At 56.2% G+C, this 22,267-nt stretch carries 23 protein-coding genes; 7 read left to right on the top strand and 16 right to left on the bottom strand.

The genetic code is table 11. The annotated features are described in order from the left end of the window. Positions 1 to 6: 6 nt before the first annotated feature. The 3 genes from SBO83_RS15650 to SBO83_RS15640 all read right to left on the bottom strand — a co-directional run bounded on the left by SBO83_RS15650 (position 7) and on the right by SBO83_RS15640 (position 2,060). Positions 7 to 987 (bottom strand): helix-turn-helix domain-containing protein, encoded by a 981-nt coding sequence (locus tag SBO83_RS15650; protein WP_396132164.1) that lies wholly within the window; start codon positions 985 to 987, stop codon positions 7 to 9. Between the two features lie 64 nt (positions 988 to 1,051). Further along, complete coding sequence (gene map, locus SBO83_RS15645; RefSeq protein WP_396132163.1) at positions 1,052 to 1,813, bottom strand: type I methionyl aminopeptidase; 762 nt, start codon at positions 1,811 to 1,813, stop codon at positions 1,052 to 1,054. After that, the gene (locus SBO83_RS15640) at positions 1,803 to 2,060 is read right to left on the bottom strand and encodes a ParD-like family protein (protein ID WP_353504089.1); all 258 of its coding nucleotides are present in this window, start codon (positions 2,058 to 2,060) and stop codon (positions 1,803 to 1,805) included. The genes map and SBO83_RS15640 overlap by 11 nt, the downstream gene beginning before the upstream one ends. A gap of 189 nt (positions 2,061 to 2,249) precedes the next feature. Between SBO83_RS15640 and SBO83_RS15635 the strand changes: the two genes are divergently transcribed. Both SBO83_RS15635 and SBO83_RS15630 read left to right on the top strand, forming a co-directional pair. After that, the gene (locus tag SBO83_RS15635) at positions 2,250 to 2,732 is read left to right on the top strand and encodes an NUDIX domain-containing protein (protein ID WP_396132162.1); all 483 of its coding nucleotides are present in this window, start codon (positions 2,250 to 2,252) and stop codon (positions 2,730 to 2,732) included. Positions 2,733 to 3,480: 748 nt separating this feature from the next. Further along, positions 3,481 to 4,059 carry a flavin reductase family protein gene (locus SBO83_RS15630; RefSeq protein ID WP_353504091.1) on the top strand — a complete coding sequence of 193 codons (579 nt, stop codon included), beginning with the start codon at positions 3,481 to 3,483 and terminating at the stop codon, positions 4,057 to 4,059. Between the two features lie 30 nt (positions 4,060 to 4,089). Here SBO83_RS15630 and SBO83_RS15625 read toward each other — a convergent pair whose 3' ends face one another. After that, positions 4,090 to 4,983, bottom strand: a complete 894-nt coding sequence (locus tag SBO83_RS15625; protein ID WP_396132161.1) for a LysR substrate-binding domain-containing protein — start codon at positions 4,981 to 4,983, stop codon at positions 4,090 to 4,092. Positions 4,984 to 5,084: 101 nt separating this feature from the next. Between SBO83_RS15625 and SBO83_RS15620 the strand changes: the two genes are divergently transcribed. Further along, positions 5,085 to 5,723: an NAD(P)-binding domain-containing protein gene (locus tag SBO83_RS15620; RefSeq protein ID WP_396132160.1), complete on the top strand. Its 639-nt coding sequence runs from the start codon at positions 5,085 to 5,087 to the stop codon at positions 5,721 to 5,723. On the opposite strand, the gene argE is transcribed toward SBO83_RS15620, so the two are convergent. The 9 genes from argE to SBO83_RS15575 all read right to left on the bottom strand — a co-directional run bounded on the left by argE (position 5,691) and on the right by SBO83_RS15575 (position 13,614). After that, positions 5,691 to 6,851, bottom strand: a complete 1,161-nt coding sequence (gene argE, locus SBO83_RS15615; RefSeq protein ID WP_396132159.1) for an acetylornithine deacetylase — start codon at positions 6,849 to 6,851, stop codon at positions 5,691 to 5,693. The two genes, SBO83_RS15620 and argE, sit on opposite strands and share 33 nt — an antisense overlap. Positions 6,852 to 6,861: 10 nt before the next feature. After that, complete coding sequence (locus SBO83_RS15610; protein ID WP_353504272.1) at positions 6,862 to 7,272, bottom strand: RidA family protein; 411 nt, start codon at positions 7,270 to 7,272, stop codon at positions 6,862 to 6,864. Between the two features lie 84 nt (positions 7,273 to 7,356). Next, the gene (locus tag SBO83_RS15605; RefSeq protein WP_396132158.1) at positions 7,357 to 8,109 is read right to left on the bottom strand and encodes an ATP-binding cassette domain-containing protein; all 753 of its coding nucleotides are present in this window, start codon (positions 8,107 to 8,109) and stop codon (positions 7,357 to 7,359) included. Continuing rightward, complete coding sequence (locus SBO83_RS15600) at positions 8,096 to 8,764, bottom strand: ABC transporter permease subunit (protein WP_396132157.1); 669 nt, start codon at positions 8,762 to 8,764, stop codon at positions 8,096 to 8,098. Before SBO83_RS15600 ends, SBO83_RS15605 begins: the two co-directional genes overlap by 14 nt. After that, on the bottom strand, positions 8,761 to 9,432 hold the full coding sequence (locus SBO83_RS15595; protein WP_396132156.1) for an ABC transporter permease subunit: 672 nt from the start codon (positions 9,430 to 9,432) through the stop codon (positions 8,761 to 8,763). Before SBO83_RS15595 ends, SBO83_RS15600 begins: the two co-directional genes overlap by 4 nt. A gap of 90 nt (positions 9,433 to 9,522) precedes the next feature. Beyond that, positions 9,523 to 10,323 carry a transporter substrate-binding domain-containing protein gene (locus tag SBO83_RS15590; protein WP_396132155.1) on the bottom strand — a complete coding sequence of 267 codons (801 nt, stop codon included), beginning with the start codon at positions 10,321 to 10,323 and terminating at the stop codon, positions 9,523 to 9,525. Positions 10,324 to 10,425: 102 nt separating this feature from the next. Further along, positions 10,426 to 11,406, bottom strand: a complete 981-nt coding sequence (locus tag SBO83_RS15585) for an agmatinase (RefSeq protein ID WP_396132154.1) — start codon at positions 11,404 to 11,406, stop codon at positions 10,426 to 10,428. Positions 11,407 to 11,449: 43 nt separating this feature from the next. Beyond that, positions 11,450 to 12,325 (bottom strand): SIS domain-containing protein, encoded by an 876-nt coding sequence (locus SBO83_RS15580; protein ID WP_396132153.1) that lies wholly within the window; start codon positions 12,323 to 12,325, stop codon positions 11,450 to 11,452. Between the two features lie 314 nt (positions 12,326 to 12,639). After that, the gene (locus SBO83_RS15575) at positions 12,640 to 13,614 is read right to left on the bottom strand and encodes an NmrA family NAD(P)-binding protein (RefSeq protein ID WP_396132152.1); all 975 of its coding nucleotides are present in this window, start codon (positions 13,612 to 13,614) and stop codon (positions 12,640 to 12,642) included. A gap of 95 nt (positions 13,615 to 13,709) precedes the next feature. On the opposite strand from SBO83_RS15575, the gene SBO83_RS15570 reads away from it, so the two are divergent. Continuing rightward, complete coding sequence (locus SBO83_RS15570) at positions 13,710 to 14,627, top strand: LysR substrate-binding domain-containing protein (protein WP_396132151.1); 918 nt, start codon at positions 13,710 to 13,712, stop codon at positions 14,625 to 14,627. 114 nt (positions 14,628 to 14,741) lie between these two features. Here the strand turns inward: SBO83_RS15570 and SBO83_RS15565 are convergent, their stop codons facing one another. Next, on the bottom strand, positions 14,742 to 15,533 hold the full coding sequence (locus tag SBO83_RS15565) for a TSUP family transporter (RefSeq protein WP_396132150.1): 792 nt from the start codon (positions 15,531 to 15,533) through the stop codon (positions 14,742 to 14,744). A gap of 64 nt (positions 15,534 to 15,597) precedes the next feature. Here SBO83_RS15565 and pdxR point away from each other — a divergent pair, with 64 nt between their 5' ends. After that, positions 15,598 to 17,064 carry a MocR-like pyridoxine biosynthesis transcription factor PdxR gene (pdxR, locus tag SBO83_RS15560; protein WP_396132149.1) on the top strand — a complete coding sequence of 489 codons (1,467 nt, stop codon included), beginning with the start codon at positions 15,598 to 15,600 and terminating at the stop codon, positions 17,062 to 17,064. 92 nt (positions 17,065 to 17,156) lie between these two features. On the opposite strand, the gene SBO83_RS15555 is transcribed toward pdxR, so the two are convergent. After that, positions 17,157 to 18,491, bottom strand: a complete 1,335-nt coding sequence (locus tag SBO83_RS15555) for a family 10 glycosylhydrolase (protein WP_396132263.1) — start codon at positions 18,489 to 18,491, stop codon at positions 17,157 to 17,159. A gap of 220 nt (positions 18,492 to 18,711) precedes the next feature. On the opposite strand from SBO83_RS15555, the gene SBO83_RS15550 reads away from it, so the two are divergent. After that, complete coding sequence (locus SBO83_RS15550) at positions 18,712 to 19,008, top strand: hypothetical protein (protein ID WP_396132148.1); 297 nt, start codon at positions 18,712 to 18,714, stop codon at positions 19,006 to 19,008. A gap of 330 nt (positions 19,009 to 19,338) precedes the next feature. Here SBO83_RS15550 and SBO83_RS15545 read toward each other — a convergent pair whose 3' ends face one another. Then, the gene (locus tag SBO83_RS15545; RefSeq protein WP_396132147.1) at positions 19,339 to 20,562 is read right to left on the bottom strand and encodes a citrate synthase family protein; all 1,224 of its coding nucleotides are present in this window, start codon (positions 20,560 to 20,562) and stop codon (positions 19,339 to 19,341) included. A 69-nt stretch (positions 20,563 to 20,631) separates the two neighbouring features. Here SBO83_RS15545 and SBO83_RS15540 point away from each other — a divergent pair, with 69 nt between their 5' ends. After that, positions 20,632 to 22,023, top strand: a complete 1,392-nt coding sequence (locus SBO83_RS15540) for a CoA transferase (RefSeq protein WP_396132146.1) — start codon at positions 20,632 to 20,634, stop codon at positions 22,021 to 22,023. The last annotated feature ends 244 nt before the right edge of the window (positions 22,024 to 22,267 follow it).

The following is a 22,267-nucleotide window of genomic DNA, read 5'->3' as shown; positions in this document are numbered from 1 at the left end:
ATCAATTTAAGCCATGTTACGCGCGTAGAAGCGTTCGCGGTAATCAGACGGCGTGAGTTGCAGATTGCGTTCGAATACCCGGCGCAGGTTCAGGCTATTGCCAAATCCGGTTATGGCGGCGATCTGTTCTATTTTGTCTGAGCTTTGCTCTAGGTGCTGACGGGCCACGTCAAGACGCACTTCCTCGACGTATTTCGCCGGGCTGCTGCCGGTTTCTCGGGTGAAGACGCGGGTAAAGTTGCGCGGACTCATGGCGACGCGCTCGGCCAGTTTTTCCACCGACAGGTCGCCGGAAAGATTTTGCAGGATCCAGCTTTGCAGGTCGCGGATAGGGCCGGGGGTATTGGACTGGCTGAGCAGGAAACGGCTGAACTGCGACTGCCCGCCGGGACGACGCAGGAACATCACCAGATCCTGTGCGACGTCGCGCGCCAGGGTGAAGCTGTGGTCATCTTCCACCAGTGCCAGCGTGAGATCAAAGCCCGAGCTGACGCCCGCCGAGGTCCAGACATTGCCGTCTTGCAGATAAATCGGCCCTTTCTCGACCAGCACTTTGGGATAGCTATTTTGCAGGTTATCCAGCTGCCGCCAGTGGGTGGTGGCGCGACGTCCGTCGAGCAGGCCCGCCTCTGCCAGCAGCAGCGCGCCGCCGCAAATCGATACCACTCTTTTGGCATGAGGCGCGGCGCGGCTGATCCAGTTGGCGACCAGTGCGGATTCTTCAGGAGTCGAGCCTTTGCCGGTGATCATTACGGTGTCGCGCGGCAATGCGGGGTCAAGATCTGCCAGCCGATGGTCGGCCAACAGATTCAAACCGGACATGCCGTGAATGACGCGATGCGACTGGGTGGTGGCAATTTCGACCTGGTAGGGCGGATGAGGAGAATCCTTGGGCCTCAAGCGATTAGCTTGCATCAGGATGTCAGCGATGCCGGTCGGTTCGAACAGCATGCTCCCTTCGGGGACAATGATCAGGAATGTATGCATGTCCTTAAAATACAAAAAAGGACAAAATAGGTCAAGAAAGGCCCAAATCAATGGGCCTTAATTTTTATGGCCATGGAGTGAGGATCTCATGCCCGTCTTTAGTGACCAGCACCATGTGTTCCCACTGCGCCGAGAGGGAGTGGTCTTTAGTCACTACGGTCCAGCCATCTTTTAAAAATTTTGAGTAGCGCTGGCCGGCGTTGATCATCGGCTCGATGGTGAACAGCATGCCTTCTTTCAGCACTAGGCCTTGGCCTTTCTGGCCGTAGTGCAGCACCTGCGGGTCTTCATGGTAGCCCTGCCCGATGCCGTGGCCGCAATACTCTTCCACCACGCTAAATCCTTCGCGTCTGGCAACGGCGGCAATCGCAAAACCCACGTCACCCAGCGTCGCGCCCGGCCGGACGACGTCAATACCGGCGTGCATGGCTTCGAGCGTGGTATCCACCAAGCGGCGGGCGAGGATCGAAGGTTCACCGGCGTAGAACATCCGGCTGGTGTCGCCATACCAACCGTCTTTGATCAACGCCACGTCCACGTTGACGATATCACCCTTTTTCAACACTTTATCTGAAGGAATACCGTGGCAAATCACGTGATTCACCGAGATGCAGGTGGTTTTGGTATAGCCCTGATAACCAATGTTGGCCGGGATCGCGTCCAGCTCGTTGACGATAAAGTCATGACACAGGGCATCCAGATAGTCGGTGGTGACGCCGGGCTGAACATGGGGTTCAATCATTTGCAGCACGCGCGCGGCCAGATGCCCGGCGGCGCGCGCCTTGGCGATGCCTTCAGGAGATTTTATAAACGAATTATTGCTCATTGGTGCTCTTCCTTGTTGTCACGCCATCATTAAGTAGTGTCTTTATGCCATCGAACTGCTCGTTCGATTCCGTGCTGGCTTTTACCAATAGCTGGCAGATATCACGGTGAGAAAGGTCTGGGTGCATCTCCATCAGCATGCCGACTTTCATCCAATGCTCGGCCTGAGCATTCATTGAACGGGTAAAGGCCATGCTGGCGATACGCAGGTTCTCATGCATCATTTCTGAGATTTTGATAATGCCCATCGGGGTTCTCGCAATATATGGTTTATATATGAATCGTATATGTTCTGTATCTTAGCCGACTTGTGCGCAACGTTGCAACTCAGACGTTATTTTTGGTGAAAGTGGCGGGCCTTATTGGCAAACCACTCGGTGAGAACTATGTTGGAGGTGAAAAAATGGTGACCAGCAAAGCGAAGTTAACGGAGAGAAATGATGAGTTTAATGCCGAGGATCGGCGTCGGCGTACTGATTTTCCGCGAGGGGAAATTGTTGCTGGGCCGCAGAAAAGGTAGTCACGGTGCCGGTTTTTGGTCTGCTCCCGGCGGCCATTTAGAGTTTGGCGAAACGCCAGAACAGTGCGCCCGGAGAGAAGCTTTAGAAGAAACAGGCTTGCAACTCGAGGTAGTGCATCCCGGCCCCTGGGTTAACGATATTTTCACTCTCGAGCAAAAACACTATGTGACGCTGTTTTGTGTTGCACACTCCCAACCTGAGCAGGGCGAGCCGGTTAACACCGAGCCAGAGAAATGCGAAGGCTGGCACTGGTTTAATTGTGACCAATTACCACAACCGCTTTTTCAACCTATTGATGACTTGATTGAAAAGGTGGGAAATATCAAAAATTTCATCGAAATATTGGGTATGACTGAGAATAAAAACATGTTCTTAAATACAGTGTTGACACCCCGCTAAGAACGAGTAAATTAGGACTCAACGGTGAAGCGAAGTTTGAAGTAACAAGTATTTCTTACCCCTCCTTCATCGTTATATAGAGAGTTTTAAATACTCTATAAAACAGAGTGCGATACGGGCCACGAAATACTGTTGTATGGGAGATTCACTGCGGAAAGGAATGAAAACCAATTCGAGTGATGAAGATTTCAAGCCACGTAGTTAATTTGTACAATCGCACGCATGGGAATGCGCGATGATGTAAGGCCTTGTTGTTAAAAGTAATGTTCGCGATTTGGGTACGAAAGTATGAGATCGAGAATGTCGCGATGAAAGTAAGGCAACGCATCAAAGAGTATATATCGCGTGGGCGATGTACTTATCGGATCCTCTATTTCGAACAGAGAAACCGGTAAATGACACAGGATTGATGCTTTATTCCATTTTATTATAGGAGGACGGCAGTACAAGAGTGACCAATATATCCTGTGAAGCTATGTACATCATTTGAAGTAGTATTAAGTTATAAGTTGATTAATGTTAATTACTAACACTGTAGTACCATAAAAGCCCCGGCAAATATCGCTGGGGCTTTTTCATTTCTGTTGCAAAATTCCTTCATTTTTTCTTATCAGTCCAGCCATGAGTTGCCTCTGTGGACGCCGCACCGCAATTTAATTTTTCTCTCACTCATCTGTTCTTCTCCGCTACTGACTTTTGCTATTGTTATGCCGCCGAACGAACTGCAAACAGCCGCCAAGGGACCCAGATGAACGAATTTATTGCGCCAGTAGAATTAGAAAAATCATACCGCTTACTCAATCATGGACCGACGGTGTTGGTGTCTGGAAGCCACGGCGGGGTGGATAACGTGATGACCGCCGCCTGGTCGTGCGCGCTGGACTTCACCCCGTCAAAAGTGATGGTTGTGCTGGATAAAATCACTAAAACCCGTGAGTTGATCGAAAAGAGCGGCACCTTTGTGTTGCAGGTTCCTACCGTGGCTCAGTTGCAACTGACTTATGATTTAGGCCGCAGCAGCCTGTTTACCGAGCCGGATAAATTGGTAAAAACCGGCGTGCAGCTGTTCAGCATTGAAGGCCACGACGGCCCCTTTGTTGAAGGTTGTTCGGCATGGTTATCGTGCCGGTTAATCAATGAGCCGCACAACCAGCAGGCCCACGACCTGTTTATTGGCGAAGTTATTGGCGCATGGGCTGACACGCGGGTATTCAAAAACGGCCACTGGGCGTTTGGAAGCTCCGATCCGGACTTCCGCAGTTTGCACTACATCGCTGGCGGCAACTTCTATGCCATTGGCGAGTCCCTGCAAGTCGAAAAAGAGTAACTGTTTTAAGCGAAAAGCCCTGCGTCTTGCTTACTCATTGCCGAACTCCGCCACCATGGCATCCACAAAGCTGCGGAGTTTGGCCGTTGGTCGGCGAGTGGGCGGATAGACGATATGCATCGGGCGGGCCGGGCCTTGGTACTGGGTTAACACCTGAACTAGTCGGCCTGCTTTGACTTCACTCTCCAGCACGATTTCCGGGCCGAGCGTAATGCCAAAGCCGCTGATCGCCGCGTGCAGTAAGGCATTCCAATTATTGCAATGAAATCGCCCTTCGATATGTACTTCCTGCGTTTTCCCGTCGCGGCTAAACAGCCAGCGACAGGGCTGCGAGGCAGGGGAAGAGCCATAGTGCAGGCAGTCGTGATGAGCCAAATCGTCCAGCGTTTCCGGCGTGCCGCGCTTTGCCAGATAGTCCGGCGAGGCGCAGGCGATGAGCCTGTAAGGCCTGAGCCGGCGGGCAATCAGTGACGAATCCACCAAATCTCCCAGCCGAATAATTACTTCAATGCCTTCTTCCAAAGGATCCACGTAGCGATCGTCAAGCGAGAGGTCTATCTGCATGTCCGGGTGCTGGGCCAAAAATCGCGTCACAAAGGCGGGCATGGTAAAAGCGCCGAAGGTGATGGGCGCGCTAACTTTCAAAATGCCTTTCGGATGAGTTTGCATGTCCAGCGCCAGCGAGTCTGCGGCTTCCACCTCGGACAGCACGCGCTTGCAGCGTTCATAGTAGGCACGGCCGACGTCGGTCAGCTGCTGGCGGCGGGTGGTGCGGTTGAGCAATGTAATGCCGAGCTGCGCTTCCAAAGCGGCGATGTGCTTCGCCACCATTTGCGGCGACATCTCCAGCGCGTCCGCCGTCGCGGCGAAAGAGCCTAAATCGGCTGATTTCACAAACACGCTCATGCTGGTCAGTCTGTCCATGATTCACCACTCTGGGTTGTTAGTTATCAATTTAAACGGCCATTTATCTTCGAATCTATATCAATCATGCTCACTCTGTCATCAACCTTGGAGAGAAGAACATGAAGATAGGCATTATTGGGGCAGGGTTTGTGGGTCGGGCTATCAGCAAGCTGGCCTTAGCGGCGGGACATCAGGTGATGTTGAGCAATTCGCGGGATCCCAAAACATTATTTACCTTAACCCGCACCACCCAGTGCGAGGCAGGAACCCCGCAGCAGGCGGCCGAGTTCGGCGACGTGGTGGTGATCGCCATTCCATTAGAGGCCTATCGCAGCGTGCCCGCCGCGCCGCTGGTGGGCAAAGTGGTGATTGACGCCAACAACTACTATCCGGATCGCGATGGGCGCATCCCTGAACTTGACCAGCACCAGACCACCACCAGCGAAATGTTGGCAAAGCATTTGCCCGAGTCGCGGGTGATCAAAGCCTTTAACGCCATCAGAATGGATGATTTGCTGAATGACGGTCTGCCTGCTTCCGCTGCCGAACGCCGCGCTTTGCCGATTGTCGGTGATGACGCCCAGGGCAAGGTCATCGTTACGGCGCTGCTCGACGAGTTCGGTTTTGACGTGGTAGACGCCGGGGCGTTGGAGGAAGGATGGCGTTTCGAAGCCGGAACGCCAGTCTACTGCGTGCCGCTCAATAAAGAGCAGCTGGCTGCGGGGTTACAGGCTGCCGCCACTAACCATCTTGCGTAAAAAGGTCAGGCAGAGTTCTAGCTGTGACAGCTCGATATATTCGTCGGCCTTGTGCGCCTGAGTAATGGAGCCGGGGCCGCAAATCACGGTAGGGATGCCAGCCTGCTGGAACAGCCCGGCTTCGGTGCCAAAAGCCACGGATTCGAAGTCGTGCTGGGGCAGCGCGCTGGCGCATTGTTGCTTGAGCGCGTCCATCGATTGATCGTCTTGCAACCCTGGATATTCGACTTGCTGCGACAGGTGAATATCGGTGTCGGGGCTGACGCGGCGCATATCGGGGAGCAACTCTTGGCTCGCCCATTGCTGCAAGGTTTGGGGCAGCTGCTGGTGGGGAGAGCCGGGCAAGGCGCGAATTTCAAAATCGAACTCACAGTGGTCCGGCACCACGTTGACGGCGGTGCCGCCTTTAATGGTGCCGACCTGCACCGTGGACCACGGCGGATCGTAGCGCGCATCGCCAGTTTCCTGCTGCCAGCCTTTGCCCTGCTGGCGCAAAAAGGTCACCAGCTCGGCGGCGATTTCAATCGCATTCACCCCCCAATCGGGCTGAGAGGAGTGGGCTGCCTGCCCGTGAACCGAGCAGCGCCACGCGCTTTTGCCTTTGTGCGCCGTGGCGACTTTCATCAGGGTCGGCTCACCGACGATGCAACCACTCGGGCGCACGGCGTCGCGCGATAACTCATCCAGCAGGCCGCGTACGCCGACGCAGCCTATCTCCTCATCGTAGCTGACCGCAATGTGTACCGGCGCGGCGTCCGGATGGCGCGTGGCTTCAATAAATTCGGGCACCAGCGCCAGCACGCAGGCCAAGTATCCTTTCATGTCGGCGCTGCCGCGACCATAGAGGCGGCCATCGCGGGTGGTCAGCACAAAGGGGTCTTGCGACCAGGGCTGGCCTTCAACGGGAACCACATCAGAGTGACCCGAAAAGCAGATCCCCCCACGATGAGGATTGCCAATGGTGGCGTAAAGGTTGGCACGCAGACCGTCTTCGCTATAAACCCGGCGAGCCGCAATGCCATAATCGGCCAGATAGGTGTCGATATAGTCAATCATCGCCAGATTAGACTGCAGGCTAATGGTGTTAAAACTCACCAATTTAGACAGGATATCTATTACGGTCTGCATCACGCTTTCCTTATGATTTTACAGCGATAACGTCAATCTCAACCCACCACTCTGGGCGCGCCAGCGAGGTGATCATCAGGCCGGTAGAGACCGGGAACACCCCTTTCAACCAGCGACCCATGATGTTGTAAACCGTCTCGCGGTAACGTACATCGGTAAGGTACACGGTGATTTTGCAGATGTCTTCCAGCTTGCTGCCCGACTCTTCTAACAGCATGTTAATGTTGTACATCGCTTGTTCGGTTTGTGCCGCGACGTCGCCCTTGCCGACCGATTCGCGGGTATCGAGGTCTTGACCAATCTGACCGCGCAAAAACACCATATTTCCAGCGACCACGGCCTGACATAAATCATTATCCAGATTCTGTTCAGGGTAGGTGACTTTGGTGTTAAACGGGCGAATACGGGTATGTGCCATGATGCTTTTCTCCTGGTTTACTGCATTAAGGTGTTGGACTTAAGGTGGGGGAATGCCCCGTAAAATTGCGTAACGCTGCTGCCGAAGTTAGGCAAGGAACTGCTTAAGCTCCGGCGTCTGGGGTGCGTTGAAAATTTGGTCAGGGGTGCCCACTTCGTGGACTTTCCCCTGATGCATAAAGACGATGCGATCGCTGACTTTGCGCGCAAAGTTCATTTCGTGAGTCACCATGATGATGGTCATGCCCTCTTCGGCGAGGGTTTCAATCACTTGTAGCACTTCGCCGACCAGCTCGGGATCGAGCGCAGAGGTGATTTCGTCACACAGCAGCACCTCCGGGTTCATCGCCAGCGCGCGGGCAATCGCCACGCGCTGCTGCTGGCCCCCGGAGAGGCTGGCGGGCCACATGTCGAACTTCTCCTCCAGACCGACGCGGGCCAGCAGAGTTCGCGCGGCGCGCTCCGCCGACTCTTTTTGCAGTTTTTTGACCAGCGTCGGGGCCAGCATGATGTTGCGGCCCACGGTGAGATGCGGGAACAGGTTGAAGCTCTGGAAAATCATGCCGACGTTTTGGCGCAGCTCGCGCATGGCGGCCGGGTCGTCATGGCGCAAGGCTTGGCCGTCGACGGTTAACGTGCCCTGGTGAAAGCTCTCCAGCCCGTTAATGCAGCGCAGCAGGGTGCTTTTGCCCGAGCCGCTTTTGCCCAAAATGCACACCACTTCTTTGCGTTTGATCTTCAGATCAATGCCCTTCAGCACCTCATTGTCGCCAAAGCGTTTGTGCAAACCGGTGATATCAACGACCGCAAACCCGGCCTCGGTGTGGTTAGTTTTGGTCATGGTTATCGGCTCCACGCATTACTTGTTTTTCGAGATACCGGCTCCACAGCGAGAGCGGAAAACAGAGGATGAAATAAAGCAGCGCCACGCTGCCGTAGACCAAAAATGGTGAGAAGGTGGCGTTAGCAATAATCTGCCCGGAGCGCGTCAACTCGACAAAGCCGATCACCGAGGCCAGCGCCGTGGCTTTTACCGCCTGCACCATAAAGCCCACGGTGGGGGCGATGGCGACGCGCACCGCCTGCGGCAATATCACATAGCGCAGCTGTTCGCCGAAAGAGAGCGCCAGACTGGCGGACGCCTCCCACTGCTGCTTGGAAATGCTCTCCACGCTGCCGCGCCAGATATCTGTCAGATAGGCGCTGGCGTAGAGGGTTAAACAGAGGCTGGCGGCCACCAGCGGGGTGGTATCAATACCAAACAGCGCCAGTCCGAAGTAGGTCAAAAACAGCTGCATCAGCAGCGGCGTACCCTGAAACAGGTTGACGTAAATCACCACGAGGATTTGCAGCCATCGGCGATGAGACAGGCGCATGACCAGCAGGATGGCGCCGACAAGGCCGCCGCCAATAAAGGCAATCAGCGACAGCCCGACGGTCCAGCGCAGCGCCAGCAGCAGGTTGCGGTAGATGTCCCACAGTGAGAAATCACTCATGATCTTTTTCCTGTTTGTGGACCAAAGATGAAGCGCGGGCCGAACCAGCCAAGAAACTGACGCACCGCGATGGCAAGCAGCAGGTAGATCGTCGTCGCCACGATGTAAGACTCAAAATTGCGGAAAGAGCGGCTGGCAATCAGGTTGGCGGCGTAAGACAGCTCCTCGGTAGAGATTTGGCTACAGACCGCCGACCCGAGCATGATGATAACCACCTGACTGATCATGCTGGGCCAGACGCGCCCAAGGGCCGGGGGCAACACCACGCGGGTGAAGATTTGCCACGGGTTGAGCGCCAGACTTTGCGCCGCTTCAATCTGGCTGCGCGGGGTGTTTTGGATCCCGGCGCGGACGATCTCTGAGCTATACGCCCCCAGGTTGAGCACCAGAGACAGGGTGCTGGCCTCAATGGCTGACAAGTGAATGCCCAGCACCGGCAGGCCGAAAAAGATAAAGAACAACTGCACCACGTAAGGCGTGTTGCGCAGCAGTTCGACATAGCAAGCCACCAATAGCCGTAATACCCCACGGCCGTTAGCGCGCGCCCAGCCGCTGGCGATCCCCAGACAAATACCCAAGAAGGTCGATATCAGCGTCATGACTAGCGTGATCAGGGTGCCACTCAGCAATAGCGGCCACTGCTGCAGCACGGAAGTAAAATCAAACATAGAGACTCGGCTCCTCAAGTGGCATAAATGCCCGATAGTGGCGTTTCACTCCCCCCGCCAGCGCAGTGCGGCAGAGGGAATTACTGCGGGTTATTCCGGTAAGTTGCCTGCCGGACCGCCCAGCCATTTCTCAGAAAGCTTATCCAGCGTGCCGTCTGCCTTGGCGGCGCGGATAATGTCATTCACCTTAGCAACCAGCTGTGGCTGGTCCTTGGGCATGCCGACGTAGCACGGCGAGTTGGCCAACATCACTTTCATATGCAGGTCGAGCTTCGGGTCCTTTTTCATCATGGCGCCCGCCACCGGGGTGCCAATCGCCATAAACTGCGTCTGACCGGAGAGATAAGCCGCCACTGTGCTGTTGTTATCTTCAAAACGCTGAGGAATGGCGTTTGGCGACTGGCTGGTCAGCTCTTGGTCTTCCATTGAGCCGCGCGTCACCCCGACCTTTTTGCCCGCTAACTGGGCGAAAGTGGTGATGTCCTGCTTGCTGCTGCCGAACACCGCGTCGAAGAACGGCGCATAGGCAATACTGAAATCAATCACTTTGGCGCGTTCTGCGGTTTTGCCTAATGAGGAGATAGTCATATCGGCCTTGCCGGTTTGCAGATAGGGCACGCGGTTTGGCGCGGTGACCGGAATTAAGGTGACTTTTACTCCTAGCTTTTGACCAATCAGCTTGGCGACGTCGACGTCAATGCCTTCCGGCTCCATGGAAGCGCCGACATAGCCGTACGGCGGGTAGTCCACCGGAATGGCGACGCGCAGGTTTTTAGCCGCCATCACGTTATCCAGCACGTTTTCGGCGCTGGCGCTCAGGCTAAACATGGCGCTGGCCGCGCCGAGTAAGACAGGTAGGACATAAGCAGCAAGTACACGACGAGTTTTCATTGCGGTTATCCTGTGTAGTGAAGTGATGAATAGTTTTATTGCGCAGTCGGCTGCGCTTATAAGTTGGGCCGATGAAGGCTCCCTGGTGTTGACGCTTTACTCTTATTTGGCGCTTAATTTATTGAAGTATCCGGCCCGCACGGCCATGCCAATCAGGTTAACGAAGAACCGGCAGGCGGTGATGGCGGTAATGCCGTTGAGGTCTTTTTTCGGCGTGATTTCAACGATATCCATTCCCACCACGCGCCCCTTCTTCACCAATCCGTGGATCAGTTTGCGCGCTTCGCTGTAGGTCACGCCGCCCAGCGCCGGGCCAGCCACGGCGGGCATGATGGTCGGGTCGATGCCGTCGGCATCCATGGTCAGGTAGTAATTGCCGCCGTCGGGAATGCGGCTGAGAATGGCCTCGACGCCTTCGTCATGCAGCTCGTGGGCGGTGATCAGATGTGCGCCATAGGCCAGCGCGGCGTCCACTTCTTCTTGACGCGCGGAGCCGTTGGCACGCAGACCAATCTGGAAGATTTCGCCGACATGGGCCATCTCAGAGGCGCGGCGGATTGGGCTGGAGTAGCCGTCGGTCACGCCATTGACCTCTTGACGCCAATCCAGATGGGAGTCGATTTGAATCAGGGTGATCGGGCCGACGCTGTCCAGCGCGCGCAGTACCGGGATTGGCACGCCGTGGTCGCCGCCGATAATCAGCGGCATGCCGCCGAGGGAGAGAATTTTGCGCACCACGGTTTCTGCCGCATCGTAATGGCCGTTGAGCTGGCGGGCGTCACCGGCGATGTCGCCGCAATCGACCATGCGGATAGGCTGGTTGTCCATCAGCGGGCCGCCGATATCAAAGTCATAACGCTCGATGCTGCGCACGGCGCGGTCGGTCGCCTGACGCACGGCGGTCGGGGCGTTGGTCTGATCATTGGTCACTTCATCAATCGAATACGGCGAGCCATAAGGAATGCCCAGTACGGCGATATCCACGGAATCCAACGTGTTCAGGTCGCTGACCACTTCTGAATAGAGCAGGCTTTTGTGGCCATGTTTCGGGGCGGTGGTCAGTTCTGGTTTGTAAACGCTCATCTCTATTTCCTATCAATTAGGGTTGCCAAGGGCCGGGTAAGATCTATTTGTGACTCCACCATTCGCCCATCAGCCACAGCTTCTCTTCGGTGTCGGTCACGCAGGCGCGGACATCGACTTTCGCCGTGGCCGCCATCAGCGTGGCTAAGAGTTCGCTGACTAAAAAAGCCGGCGTCATGGCGTCGAAAAACGAGGTGGTCTGCTTCTGGACCAAAATGGTGTCACTCGCCAAACGCGCGACGGGCGAACTGGCGTCATCCGTGATGGCGACGATTTTGGCCTTTTGCTGCGCCATATAGCGGGTCAACACCACGGCGCGGCGCGAATAGGGTGAAAGACTGCAAACCAGCAGCACGTCTTTCGGGCCGATGCTGTGCATCAGGGTCATCAGGCCGCTTTCACCGGCCCCTTCCACCAAAATCAGGTTGTTCTGGAAGTAGGACGCCACGTGATAAAAGTGAAAGGCGATGGAGAAAGAGGCGCGCATGCCCACGCAATAAATATTGCGCGCCTGCGACAGAGTCTTGGCCGCGCTGACAATCGAAGCCAGATTGCTGGCCTGACACAGCGACTGAATGTGGGAGATGGTGGTGTTCGCCAAATCCAGCACCAGTGAGCTTTCGCCGACCTTCTGCTTCATTTCGACCAGCGCCGACACTCTGGAGCTGTATTCATTGCCTTTATTGCGCAAGGCATTAATGAAAATCTCGCGAACGTCGTCATAGCCGGAAAAGCCCAATCGCTTGGCGAAACGCGTCATGGTCGAAGGAGGAAGCCCGGCCAGCTTGGCCTGTTCACGCATCGACATCACCGCCACTTCCTGCGGGTAATTCAGCACAAAGCTTGCCACCAGCCTTACCTGCTTGGGTAAAGACTCATACTGATCTTTGATTTTCTGAATCAGTGCTTGCTGTTCCATAAGGCCTCGCCATCGATATCTCTCTCATGATGGTTGCAACGGCCATGCCAAATTTTTTCCAGAGTGAAACAGTTGAATCAAAATCGGCTGGATATTTTTTGTGCGAAAAACCTAAAAAGTGGCAGGGGGATTAGGTGGATGATTTAAATGATTCACCAGAGGCGAAAAATAGTTCTGAGTGTTTTGCTGTTCGCCATATTGGGGGGAGTGCGAGGCATTTACCCCTGCGCCAGATTGGTGCGCAGGGGCGATCATCAAGGCGCATTTGCCACTTTTGTTGCACCTTTTGCGACATTTAGCGTCAAGCGTGCAGCCTAGCCGTGAGGCCGCCCGAAGGTGGTGCCTTCCCCTTGCCAGCCGGTGGTTTTCAGAAATTGTTCCCACGTCAGGCTGGCGGGATTGATGCGACTGCTCCACTCAAGGTCGCGGTCCGGGCGATAATAGCCATACTCCACGGCGTATTCGGCCATGCCCACCACTTCATCAATCAGCGCATTCATCCCGGCGAATGACGGGAAATGCTGCACCAACTCTTCACGGGTAAAGGCCGAGGTGTAGGCCGCCTTGATACCGGTCACGCGGCTAAAGGTGTCGACAATCTCCCTGGGCGAGAGGAATTCGCCAATCACCGGCAACGACTGGCCCGCGTATTTCTCGTGATGATCCAAAATCTCTAGCACCGCTGGCCCGGTGGCGGTCAGGGGATCGACAAAGGGCGCGCGGTGATTTTCGGGTAAATACAGGGGGAAAATCAGGGTGTCGCCCTGAAGGCGCGGCGGGTAATACTCCAAAATATTGGTGTAAAAGAATGCCATATAGATGAAGGAGCTGGTGACCGGCAGGGCGCGGATATACTCCTCGATCTGGCCTTTATCGGTGAAGTGCGGCACCCACTTTTTGCCTGCGGTAATACTTTCGACATTTTCCAGCGCGGTAAAAACGATGTGCTCCACGCCCGCTTCGACGGCAGCGTCGGCCAGCTCTTTGCCCAGCGGGGCTTCGTCGCTTTCAGCATAATCAGCATCCGGCGCGATGGGCGGCGTCATCAGAAAGGCGGCCCGCGCGCCTTTAAACGCCTCAACGAACTGTGTTTTGTGGCCTAACTCGAGGGGCACAGCTACCAACTCGGCACCTTGACAGGCCAGCTCCTGCGCCTCGGGGGAGTCCACGCGGCGGGTTAACGCTCGCACCTGATAACGCTGACTTTGCAGCAGGGTTTGCACCACGCTGCGGCCCTGCTTGCTCAGCGCACCGACTACGGTAACAAGGGGTTTATGAGAAGAGTTCATCGACTTTTCCTGCCTGATAATGGGGGTGAACTTGCATTATCAGCAGAACTCAGCGATAACAGAAATCGATTGATTTATATTAAGGAATCCATCTGATGGATACCACGCGCATTGATCTCAACCTGCTGGTTACCTTTGAAACTCTGCTTTCCGAACAGAACGTCACTAAGGCGGCGGCGCGGCTCAACCTCAGCCAGCCCGCGGTCAGCGCGCAGCTCAATCGCCTGCGCGAGATGTTTGATGACCCACTGCTGGTGCCCGCCCGGCGCGGCATGACGCCCACCGCCAAGGCGCTCGAGCTGCTGGGGCCACTGCGTGATGCTTTGGATCAGCTGCGGCGCACGCTGCAAACTCATAAAGACTTTCATCCGCAGAGCGCGCAGCTGACCCTGACCATCGCCTGCACCGACTACATTCAGGCCGCCGTGGCGATGCCGCTGGTGCTGGCTCTGCGCCAACGGGCGCCGGGCGTGCGCATTGCGCTGCGCCACTATGCCCCGGACCAGCTGGAACAGCAGCTGGCCAGCGGCGAGATTGATTTGGCGATTGCCACGCCGGAGAGCCGATACGCCCAGCTGCGAACCCGCCACTTGTTTGATGAAGACTATGTACTGGTGGGGCGGCGCGGGCATCCGGCACTCAGTGCCGAGTTGAGCATGGAGGCATTTGCCCAGCTGGAGCAGGTGATTGTTTCCCCCTCCGGCGGCGGTTTTACTACCCCAATCGACGAAGCGCTGGCGACCTTTGGTCTTGAGCGCCGGGTGGTGATGTCGGCGGCGTCCTTCCTTTTCGTGCCGCAAATCGTCGCCATCAGCAATCTGGTTGCGCTGGTTCCCCGGCGGCTGCTACAGCAGGTGATGACGGAACGGCTCGCGCAGGCCGAAGTTCCCTGGCTAGCGGAACAGTTTGAGGTCAGCATGATTTGGCACGAGCGCAACCACGGCCACGCCGGGCAGCGCTGGGTGCGAGAGGTGATTTTAGGATGGGTGAAAGAGAAAACGGCGGCCAGTTAAAGCAGCTTGGTCCCCACCGTCACCACCTTCTTGACCACTAACTCTTCCTTCGAGCCATTCGTTATGCTACCGAGATTTCCCTGTTTGATCCAAGCGTCGGTAAGCTGCGCCCCGCTATTTGATATAACCCCCAACGCCATCCCAAAGTAATTTTAGGGCCGACACCACCAACAGCCCATAGCAGGCGCGGTACATTTGCTGCTGGTTGAGTCTGGATTGCAACTTCCACCCTAGCCAGACGCCGGAGGGGATGGCGAGTAGGCCGATGAGGGTCAGAGTTAGCACATTACCCGTGGGGCGGGCGATGAGCAGCCAGGGCGCGGCCTTGAGAATATTGCCCACGGTGAAGAACATGCTGGTGGTCCCGGCATACATCTGTTTGCTCAGCCCAAGGGGTAATAGATAAATCGCCAATGGCGGGCCACCGGAGTGGGCAACCATCGTGGTGATGCCGGAGGTGACGCCCGCCACGACCGCTTTGGGGGAAGAGCGCGGGCGTACGCTGACCTCTCCGCCAGACTTCAACCACAGCCCGACAAACAGCAGCGTCACGGCGGCCATGGCGATGGCAATCGCGCGGTGGTCGAGCAGGCGGAAAAACCCATATCCGACAGCAATCCCTGCCACTAAGCCGGGTACCAACAGGCGTAAATCCGGATTCGACCACGTTGAAGGTTTCCAATAGCGCAGGCTAAACAGATCCATAGCGACAAACAGCGGGGCGAGCATCCCGCCGGCCGTGACGGGGTCCATCACCAGCGATAGGAGCGGAATGCCGACGATGGCAAAGCCTCCACCAAACGCGCCCTTCATAAAGCAGATCAGGAAGACGGCGGCGAAGGTAATGAGCAGCGTTGTGGCGTTGAGTTCCAGTGGGATTGGCGGCATCGGGGATTGGTTTCTCATCAGCAAAAAGGCTAATATCGGCCACAACCAGTATGATAAAAAGTGCCAGTTTTGAGGTTTTTACATGGGCCAGTTTGTTGCTAAATCGAAGGTTACTTTACGAGGTGTGGAGCGGCGCATCTATGGCAGTTTGCGGGGGCAAATCGAGGGCGGCTCATTGGAGGCAGGCGCGAAGCTGGTGTCTACGCGCGCCATGGCCGCCGAGCTGGGCGTGTCTCGCACCTCGGTGACGGCGGCTTATGAGCAACTGGCTGCCGAAGGTTTCGTGATCACTTCCGCTGGCAAGGCCGCCAGAGTGGCCCCCCTGATTAACAGCCCATCAGCCACAAGCCCACCGCCATCGGAGCAGAAGCTTTCGACCCGGCTCTCGGATTACGGTCAGCGAGTCGCCGCCATGGCGTCTTACCGAACAACCTCACCTCGGGCGCAGATTGATTTCAAATACGGCTCGGTTGCCTCGCAGGATTTCCCCGCGCAGAGCTGGCAACGCGCCTACCGCCGCGAGCTTGTTAAACGTCAGTCCAGTCTCTATTACAGCCAGCCGGAGGGGGAGGCTCGCCTGCGGCTGGCCTTACAAGGCTATTTGCGCCGCGCCCGAGGATTAATGTGTGATGCCGAGCAGATCGTTATTGTCCATGGTTCGCAGCAGGGGCTGGACCTGTGCGCCAGACTGTTGCTCAACCCCGGTGATAAATTTGTTTTCGAGAATCCGGGTTATCGCATGGCGAGATACTGTTTCGAAGCCACCGGCGCGACGGCCTTGCCCATCAACGTGGATGCCGCAGGGCTAAAGACCGATCTGCTGCCGGAAGACGCGGCCGCGCGACTGGCCTATGTGACACCGTCACACCAGTTCCCTACGGGCGCGGTGCTGCCCATCGCACGGCGGCAGGCACTGCTGCAATGGGCAAATCGGCAAAGGGCGTGGATCATTGAAGATGATTATGGCGGTGAGTTTCGTTACGGCCAGCGTCCTATTGATGCGCTGCAATCCATGGACGGCGAGGGGCGGGTGATCTATGTCGGCACCTTCTCCAAGGCACTTTCCCCACAGCTCCGGCTGGGATATCTGGTCGTACCGCGCGAGCTGGTGGCCGTGTTCCGCCAAGCCAAACTGATCGCTGATCGCCATTCGGCACGCTGGGAGCAAAACGTTCTCGCCGCGTTGATTGAGGAGGGAACCTATGAGCGCCATATACGCCGCCTGCGCCGGGAGAATGAGCGCCGCCGCAAGGCGCTGATGGAAGCCGTCGATCAATATTTACCTGAGCAGAGTTTCCTGACGGGCATGGCCGCTGGGCTGCACGGCGTCCTCCTGCTGCCGCACTTTCGCCCACAGGATGAACGCGCACTGCAAGCGGCGGCCCTTGAGCGCGGGGTCGGCGTTTATCCTCTCTCCCCGCTGTTTGCCGAGTCAGCACAGTCAGAAGACTCAAACCCTGCCGGGCTAATTTTGGGTTACGCGGGGTTAAGCGTTGAGCAGATCCATGATGGCGTAAGGATTTTGGGCGAGGTGCTGGGGGAAGTGTGACCTATCCGTGTTGGGCTCCCCTCCCGCCCACAAGAGACACCTACGCAGGTCCTCTAACGTTTTGATCAACACCGCTATCTGGAAGGGGATGATTAACTTCCCCAGCGTGTACGCAGGTAATTGACGGCTTGCTGGGTTTGCGGCTGGTTGAGGTAATCCTCGCGGAACAGAATGGTGCCGGAGATTTGTGGCACGGCGTCGTTGAGATCGAGCTGTTTTTTCAGCTCTGGCACGCCGCCGCTGACCATCCAGTCGGGCTCGTTTTTGGAGGGTTCGCCCACTTTATACAGCGCGATACCAATGTACAGGCGGGTATGGGTCGGCTTCACCACGTCGGCCCACCACTTTGCCAACACGTCATAACGGGCCGCGTCGCGCGCGAAGGGCCAATAGAGCTGTGGCGCGATATAATCCAGCAATCCTTCTTGCACCCAGAGGCGAGTGTCAGCATAGGATTCATCATAGGCCGCCGCGCCGCGCGTGTTGGAACCCGCCGGATCCTGTGAGCGATTTCGCCACACGCCCGCCGGGCTGATACCAAACTCCACGTTAGGTTTCAATTGCTTAATGGTGCGCGACACCTGCTCAACCAGCAGTTGGGTATTGTGGCGACGCCAGTCAGCTTTCGAGCTGAACCCCTGACCATATTTTCTGAACGTTTGGCTATCGTCGAGGGTTGATCCTGATGATTCCGTGTAAAAGTAATCATCAAACTGCACGCCGTCGATCGGATAGCGCGACACCACTTCTGACACAATGCTGGTTATCCAGTCGCGGGCTTCAGGGATGCCGGGGTCGAGCACAAAACGGTCACCGGCGGTGCGGATCCAGTCGCGATGCAGTACAAATACGCTGGCCGGGTTCATTGATAGGGTGCGATTTAGCTCCGCCACGGTTCGCGGCTTGGTGTTGACCGACACGCGATAAGGATTGAACCAGGCGTGGACTTTCATGCCGCGTTTGTGCGCTTCTTCCAACATAAACTGCAGTGGGTCATAGCCCGGATCCTGACCTATATGCCCCGTCATCACGTCCGACCAAGGCAGAATCTTCGAAGACCAGAGGGCCGTACCGTCGGGCTTAACCTGGAAAAACACTGTGTTGATACCCAGACTTTTCAGCTTATCAAGTTTGTCGGTCAACGCTTTTTGCTGCTGGTTAATGCGAACTGCCGGATTGCTCACATTCACCGAAGAGATTGGCGGCCAGTCGAGGCGAGACACCGTGGTCAGCCAGACGCCGCGCATTGGCTCTTGCGCATGCGAAGGCTTATCCGGTAAAGGCTGTTTCGCCACCGGCGGCAGTGGGGTGACGAGCGATTTTGGCGGCGTGGAGGAACAGCTGGCCAGCCACAGGGCACCGGCAAAAATTGCACCTAAGCGTAGAATCTTAGTTAGCCTGGAAAAGCGGCGAAGAGGGGCGATGATAATCTCCAGTGTTTTCGGGTAGTCACGTGGGAATCGCCATTCTCTTATGAATCAGGTTGAAGCGGCAAGTTTTTGCGGCGCCTTAGCTATTTTAACCCACCTCGTGGGAGCCGCTGCGGGGGCATGTTGGCGAATGATCATCACATCAAGTTCAATGTGGTTCTTTTGTTAAATTTATGAAAAAATAAATCTCTAATACGAAATGTCTCAAGGAGTGAAAATGAATCCACAATATAATTTGTACGTGATTATCGTACCTATTTTAATCATCGCTTTGACCTGGTGGGATTGGCGTCGCAAGAAAAATGCCCTTCTCAAAGACAGACAACACGCTAATAGCCCTGATTTTCATGAGCCTTACGCTGAATCTCAATCCGAAGCCAAAGATAAATCATTATCAGAAATAAACCACAGAGAACAGGCATTATCTAAAACGCTAAAATATAGAATCGCGGTCACCATTATCTTTATTCTGCCGATTTTAATGTACATAAGATTGTATTTTTTACATAAGTAATGCATTCAGCATAGAAATAGGGTGGATGTATAAGTAGGGAAGACACTTTACATCCATCCAAATTAATTAATTGATAGAGACATTTAGGTTGGCGTCGCGCAGCCTGCTCCAGCCGATTATCAGAACAATAAGCATAATTAAGCCAGCCAAACATCAGGCTGGATAAGATGGAGCCTAGCGCGTAGGCGGCCAGAATGATGCTGGCCGAGGTCGGCCAATCATGCTCATTGGCGAAGGCCACCGCCGACACGTCGATGGTGCCCGGTCTGCTGCTGGTGGAGATAGAAGCCACTGCGGTGGTGCTGGCGTAGTGGGGTTTAGCGCCAGATCTTAAAGTGTATTGGGCGTGATGCCGACGTAACGCGCTCGCGGCCGGATCAGCCGACTGGCGGCGACCTGCTCCAGCGCGTGGGCTAGCCAGCCGGAACAGCGGCTGACGGCGAACAGTATAAAGGGCGCTTCCACTGGCAAGTTGTAGGTGTCCGCCAGCAGGGCGAGGGCGAAGTCTATGCTCGGGCGCTCGCCCGCCGCCTGTACCACATACTCCATCAGTTCGCCGTAAGGCCCGCCGCTCGGCAACATCGCCATGATGGCATTGGCTCGCACGTCACCGTCGGGGTAGAGCGGATGCCCAAAGCCCGGCAGTGTCCGCCCCTGCGCCAACCACTCCCTCACGGCTTGCTGCGCGCCAACTCGCCGGGTCGAGTCAACCAGCACGTTGAGCGAGCGCGAAGCACCGCCGTGCAGAGGCCCGGTCAAGGATGCCAGCCCGGAGAGCACCCCGGCGGCCAGCGACGCGCCGGTTGAAATCGTCACCCGCACGGCGAACGCGGAAGCATTCAATTCATGTTCGGCCAGCAGCACCAGTGTGCGGCGCAGCACGTTTTCCGCCTCGGGGCATTGCCATGTCTGGGCCAAACTCTCGCTGAGCGTGCTTCCACCGAGGGTTATGTCGATACCAAGCATGGCTTCGGTAAGCGTAGCGAACACGCCTGCCGCCTCGGCGCGAAGTACCGAAAGAGCGCGCCCTGTTGAGGGTAAATCACTGCCGCTGCGCTTGGCCAGAGCCACCAGTCCGGCTGCCGAAGCCTGAGCAAAGCCTTTGAAATGGCGAGTAGGGCGGCCGCCGCCAACCAGCGCCTGCTGGAAGTCCGTCTGCGGATACTCCCACAGCAGCGCCGCGACCTGCTCCAACGACGCCGTGCCTGAAAGGACCACCGCGTCCTGCCCGCGATACCAAAGCCGCCCGTCAATCACCGTCGAAATCGCCGAAGGCAGCACCGGATCACCCCATTCAATGGCCTGAGCGGCCACCACTTCTAGCGTGCGGCGACCGTTGGTGCGCTTCGTCATGCGCATCACATCTTCGCGGTGATAAAGGCTGCGACGACTGTCTTTGCTGTCCGGCTGCGCGCGGATTTTTCCCCGGCTGACATTGGCATAAAGCGTTTGCGGGCGGACATTCAAAATGCTCAGGGCTTCTGCGGCCGTTATCCACACCATGGTGATCCTCAGGTTAATGTTGATGATTCGAGTCAAGATTGACGTCAACATTAGCAAGATTATTCTGGGGTTAAAAGATGGCTCACTGCTCCCTCAAATCCAGTTTACTCAGGCGGACATATGACGAATGTAACCATGGCTTTTTTTGATCAAGCTCGGCAGGCGCTGCATCTCCCTCAAGAAGCGTTAACTCAGTTCGATGTGCAAGGCACGGCGCAATTGGCGTCTGAGTTCCCGGTCACCGATTTTGCCGTTGCGGCGATTGGCGCGGCGGGAATGGCGCTGGCTGAACTCATCAAAGTGCAATTTGGGCACAAGCCGCAGGTGGAGGTTGACCGTAAACTGGCTTCGCTGTGGTTTAGTTGGTCAATACGGCCTATTGGCTGGCAGATGCCCGCCTTATGGGATTCCATTGCCGGAGACTATAAAACTCAAGATGGCTGGATCCGTCTGCACACCAACGCGCCGCACCACAAAGCCGCCGCGCTAAAGGTTTTGCAGTGTGCCGACGACCGCGAGGCGGTGATGAAAGAGGTGGCGAAATGGCCCGGCGAGGCACTGGAAACGGCGATTGTGGAGCAAAAGGGCTGCGCGGCGGTTATGCGCAGTTTGGCCGAGTGGCAGGTCCATGCGCAGGGCAAAGCCGTGGCGGCAGAGCCACTGATTGCCTGGTCATCCGCTGAGGCGGCATCTCCTTACTCAACTTGGCAACCTGAAGAAAAAAGGCCACTGGCGGGTCTAAAAGTGCTGGATTTGACCCGCGTACTGGCAGGCCCGATAGCCACCCGATTCCTCGCCGGTTATGGGGCAGAAGTGCTGCGGCTAGACCCGCCGGAGTGGGATGAACCCTCGGTGATCCCCGATGTGACACTGGGCAAACGCTGCGCGCGGCTCGATATTAAAACGTCCGCCGGGAGAGCTACCTTCGAGCGATTACTGGCCGAAGCCGACGTGCTGGTGCACGGCTATCGCCCCGATGCTCTTGTCCGACTGGGCTATGGGGAGGCCGAGCGGCGCATAATCAACCCCGGATTGATTGATGTTTCTCTCAATGCCTATGGCTGGAGTGGTCCGTGGGCCGGACGGCGCGGCTTTGATAGCCTGTTGCAGATGAGTTCCGGGATCGCGCACTGCGGCATGCAAGGAACGCATTCGGACCGGCCTGTGCCGCTGCCGGTGCAGGCGCTCGACCACGCTACGGGCTATTTAATGGCGGCGGCGGTGATCCGCGCTCTGGTTTGGCGAGTGACTGACAATCGCGCATCAACGGCGCGCTTGTCTTTGGCGCGAGTGGCGCACTCGTTGGCTGAGCTGCCGCGAGCCCCCGTCGCCGCGCAGGGTTTGGAAATCAGCCCAGACGACTTGTCTCTGGAAATAGAAAAAACGCCGTGGGGCGAGGCCAAACGATGTAAATCTCCACTGTTAGTCGGCGGCTTACCTTTGGTTTGGCAACGTCCGGCGTCGCGACTTGGGTCGGCTGAAGCGGGTTGGGTGGAGTCAAGTTTAGGTTAAACAGGGACTAATATGTGTAAGATTGCCGGTGCTCCGCCGCTTTTTGCAGCAACCGTATAGCGCTTTGCGCTGATAATTTTGGTGCGTATAACATTGATTATGTTAAATAAAGTGAATTAAGTTCTAAATCTTACATTTTAATCACTCGATAGATGAGGGACTTTTGTGAAGTCTCCGTCCTGATTTTGAAAACCTGCTGCCCCTCTGATTATTTACATATATCAGATAAAGTGGCAATTTCAAC

Source organism: Ewingella allii, from assembly GCF_044430645.1.
GTDB lineage: Bacteria > Pseudomonadota > Gammaproteobacteria > Enterobacterales > Enterobacteriaceae > Ewingella > Ewingella allii.
Note: the sequence above shows the minus strand (reverse complement) of the source record. Positions and strands in the feature narration are given on the sequence as shown.

Excerpts from the sequence above, each read along its gene's own strand:
- SBO83_RS15630 (WP_353504091.1), top strand. The coding sequence starts at position 3,481 with ATGAACGAATTTATTGCGCCAGTAGAATTAGAAAAATCATACCGCTTA.
- SBO83_RS15580 (WP_396132153.1), bottom strand. The coding sequence starts at position 12,325 with ATGGAACAGCAAGCACTGATTCAGAAAATCAAAGATCAGTATGAGTCT.
- argE (WP_396132159.1), bottom strand. The coding sequence starts at position 6,851 with ATGCAGACCGTAATAGATATCCTGTCTAAATTGGTGAGTTTTAACACC.
- SBO83_RS15635 (WP_396132162.1), top strand. The coding sequence starts at position 2,250 with ATGATGAGTTTAATGCCGAGGATCGGCGTCGGCGTACTGATTTTCCGC.
- SBO83_RS15595 (WP_396132156.1), bottom strand. The coding sequence starts at position 9,432 with ATGTTTGATTTTACTTCCGTGCTGCAGCAGTGGCCGCTATTGCTGAGT.
- SBO83_RS15640 (WP_353504089.1), bottom strand. The coding sequence starts at position 2,060 with ATGGGCATTATCAAAATCTCAGAAATGATGCATGAGAACCTGCGTATC.
- SBO83_RS15590 (WP_396132155.1), bottom strand. The coding sequence starts at position 10,323 with ATGAAAACTCGTCGTGTACTTGCTGCTTATGTCCTACCTGTCTTACTC.
- SBO83_RS15575 (WP_396132152.1), bottom strand. The coding sequence starts at position 13,614 with ATGAACTCTTCTCATAAACCCCTTGTTACCGTAGTCGGTGCGCTGAGC.
- SBO83_RS15570 (WP_396132151.1), top strand. The coding sequence starts at position 13,710 with ATGGATACCACGCGCATTGATCTCAACCTGCTGGTTACCTTTGAAACT.
- SBO83_RS15620 (WP_396132160.1), top strand. The coding sequence starts at position 5,085 with ATGAAGATAGGCATTATTGGGGCAGGGTTTGTGGGTCGGGCTATCAGC.
- SBO83_RS15550 (WP_396132148.1), top strand. The coding sequence starts at position 18,712 with ATGAATCCACAATATAATTTGTACGTGATTATCGTACCTATTTTAATC.
- SBO83_RS15600 (WP_396132157.1), bottom strand. The coding sequence starts at position 8,764 with ATGAGTGATTTCTCACTGTGGGACATCTACCGCAACCTGCTGCTGGCG.
- SBO83_RS15540 (WP_396132146.1), top strand. The coding sequence starts at position 20,632 with ATGACGAATGTAACCATGGCTTTTTTTGATCAAGCTCGGCAGGCGCTG.
- SBO83_RS15585 (WP_396132154.1), bottom strand. The coding sequence starts at position 11,406 with ATGAGCGTTTACAAACCAGAACTGACCACCGCCCCGAAACATGGCCAC.
- SBO83_RS15625 (WP_396132161.1), bottom strand. The coding sequence starts at position 4,983 with ATGGACAGACTGACCAGCATGAGCGTGTTTGTGAAATCAGCCGATTTA.
- map (WP_396132163.1), bottom strand. The coding sequence starts at position 1,813 with ATGAGCAATAATTCGTTTATAAAATCTCCTGAAGGCATCGCCAAGGCG.
- SBO83_RS15605 (WP_396132158.1), bottom strand. The coding sequence starts at position 8,109 with ATGACCAAAACTAACCACACCGAGGCCGGGTTTGCGGTCGTTGATATC.
- SBO83_RS15650 (WP_396132164.1), bottom strand. The coding sequence starts at position 987 with ATGCATACATTCCTGATCATTGTCCCCGAAGGGAGCATGCTGTTCGAA.
- SBO83_RS15545 (WP_396132147.1), bottom strand. The coding sequence starts at position 20,562 with ATGTTGACGTCAATCTTGACTCGAATCATCAACATTAACCTGAGGATC.
- pdxR (WP_396132149.1), top strand. The coding sequence starts at position 15,598 with ATGGGCCAGTTTGTTGCTAAATCGAAGGTTACTTTACGAGGTGTGGAG.
- SBO83_RS15565 (WP_396132150.1), bottom strand. The coding sequence starts at position 15,533 with ATGAGAAACCAATCCCCGATGCCGCCAATCCCACTGGAACTCAACGCC.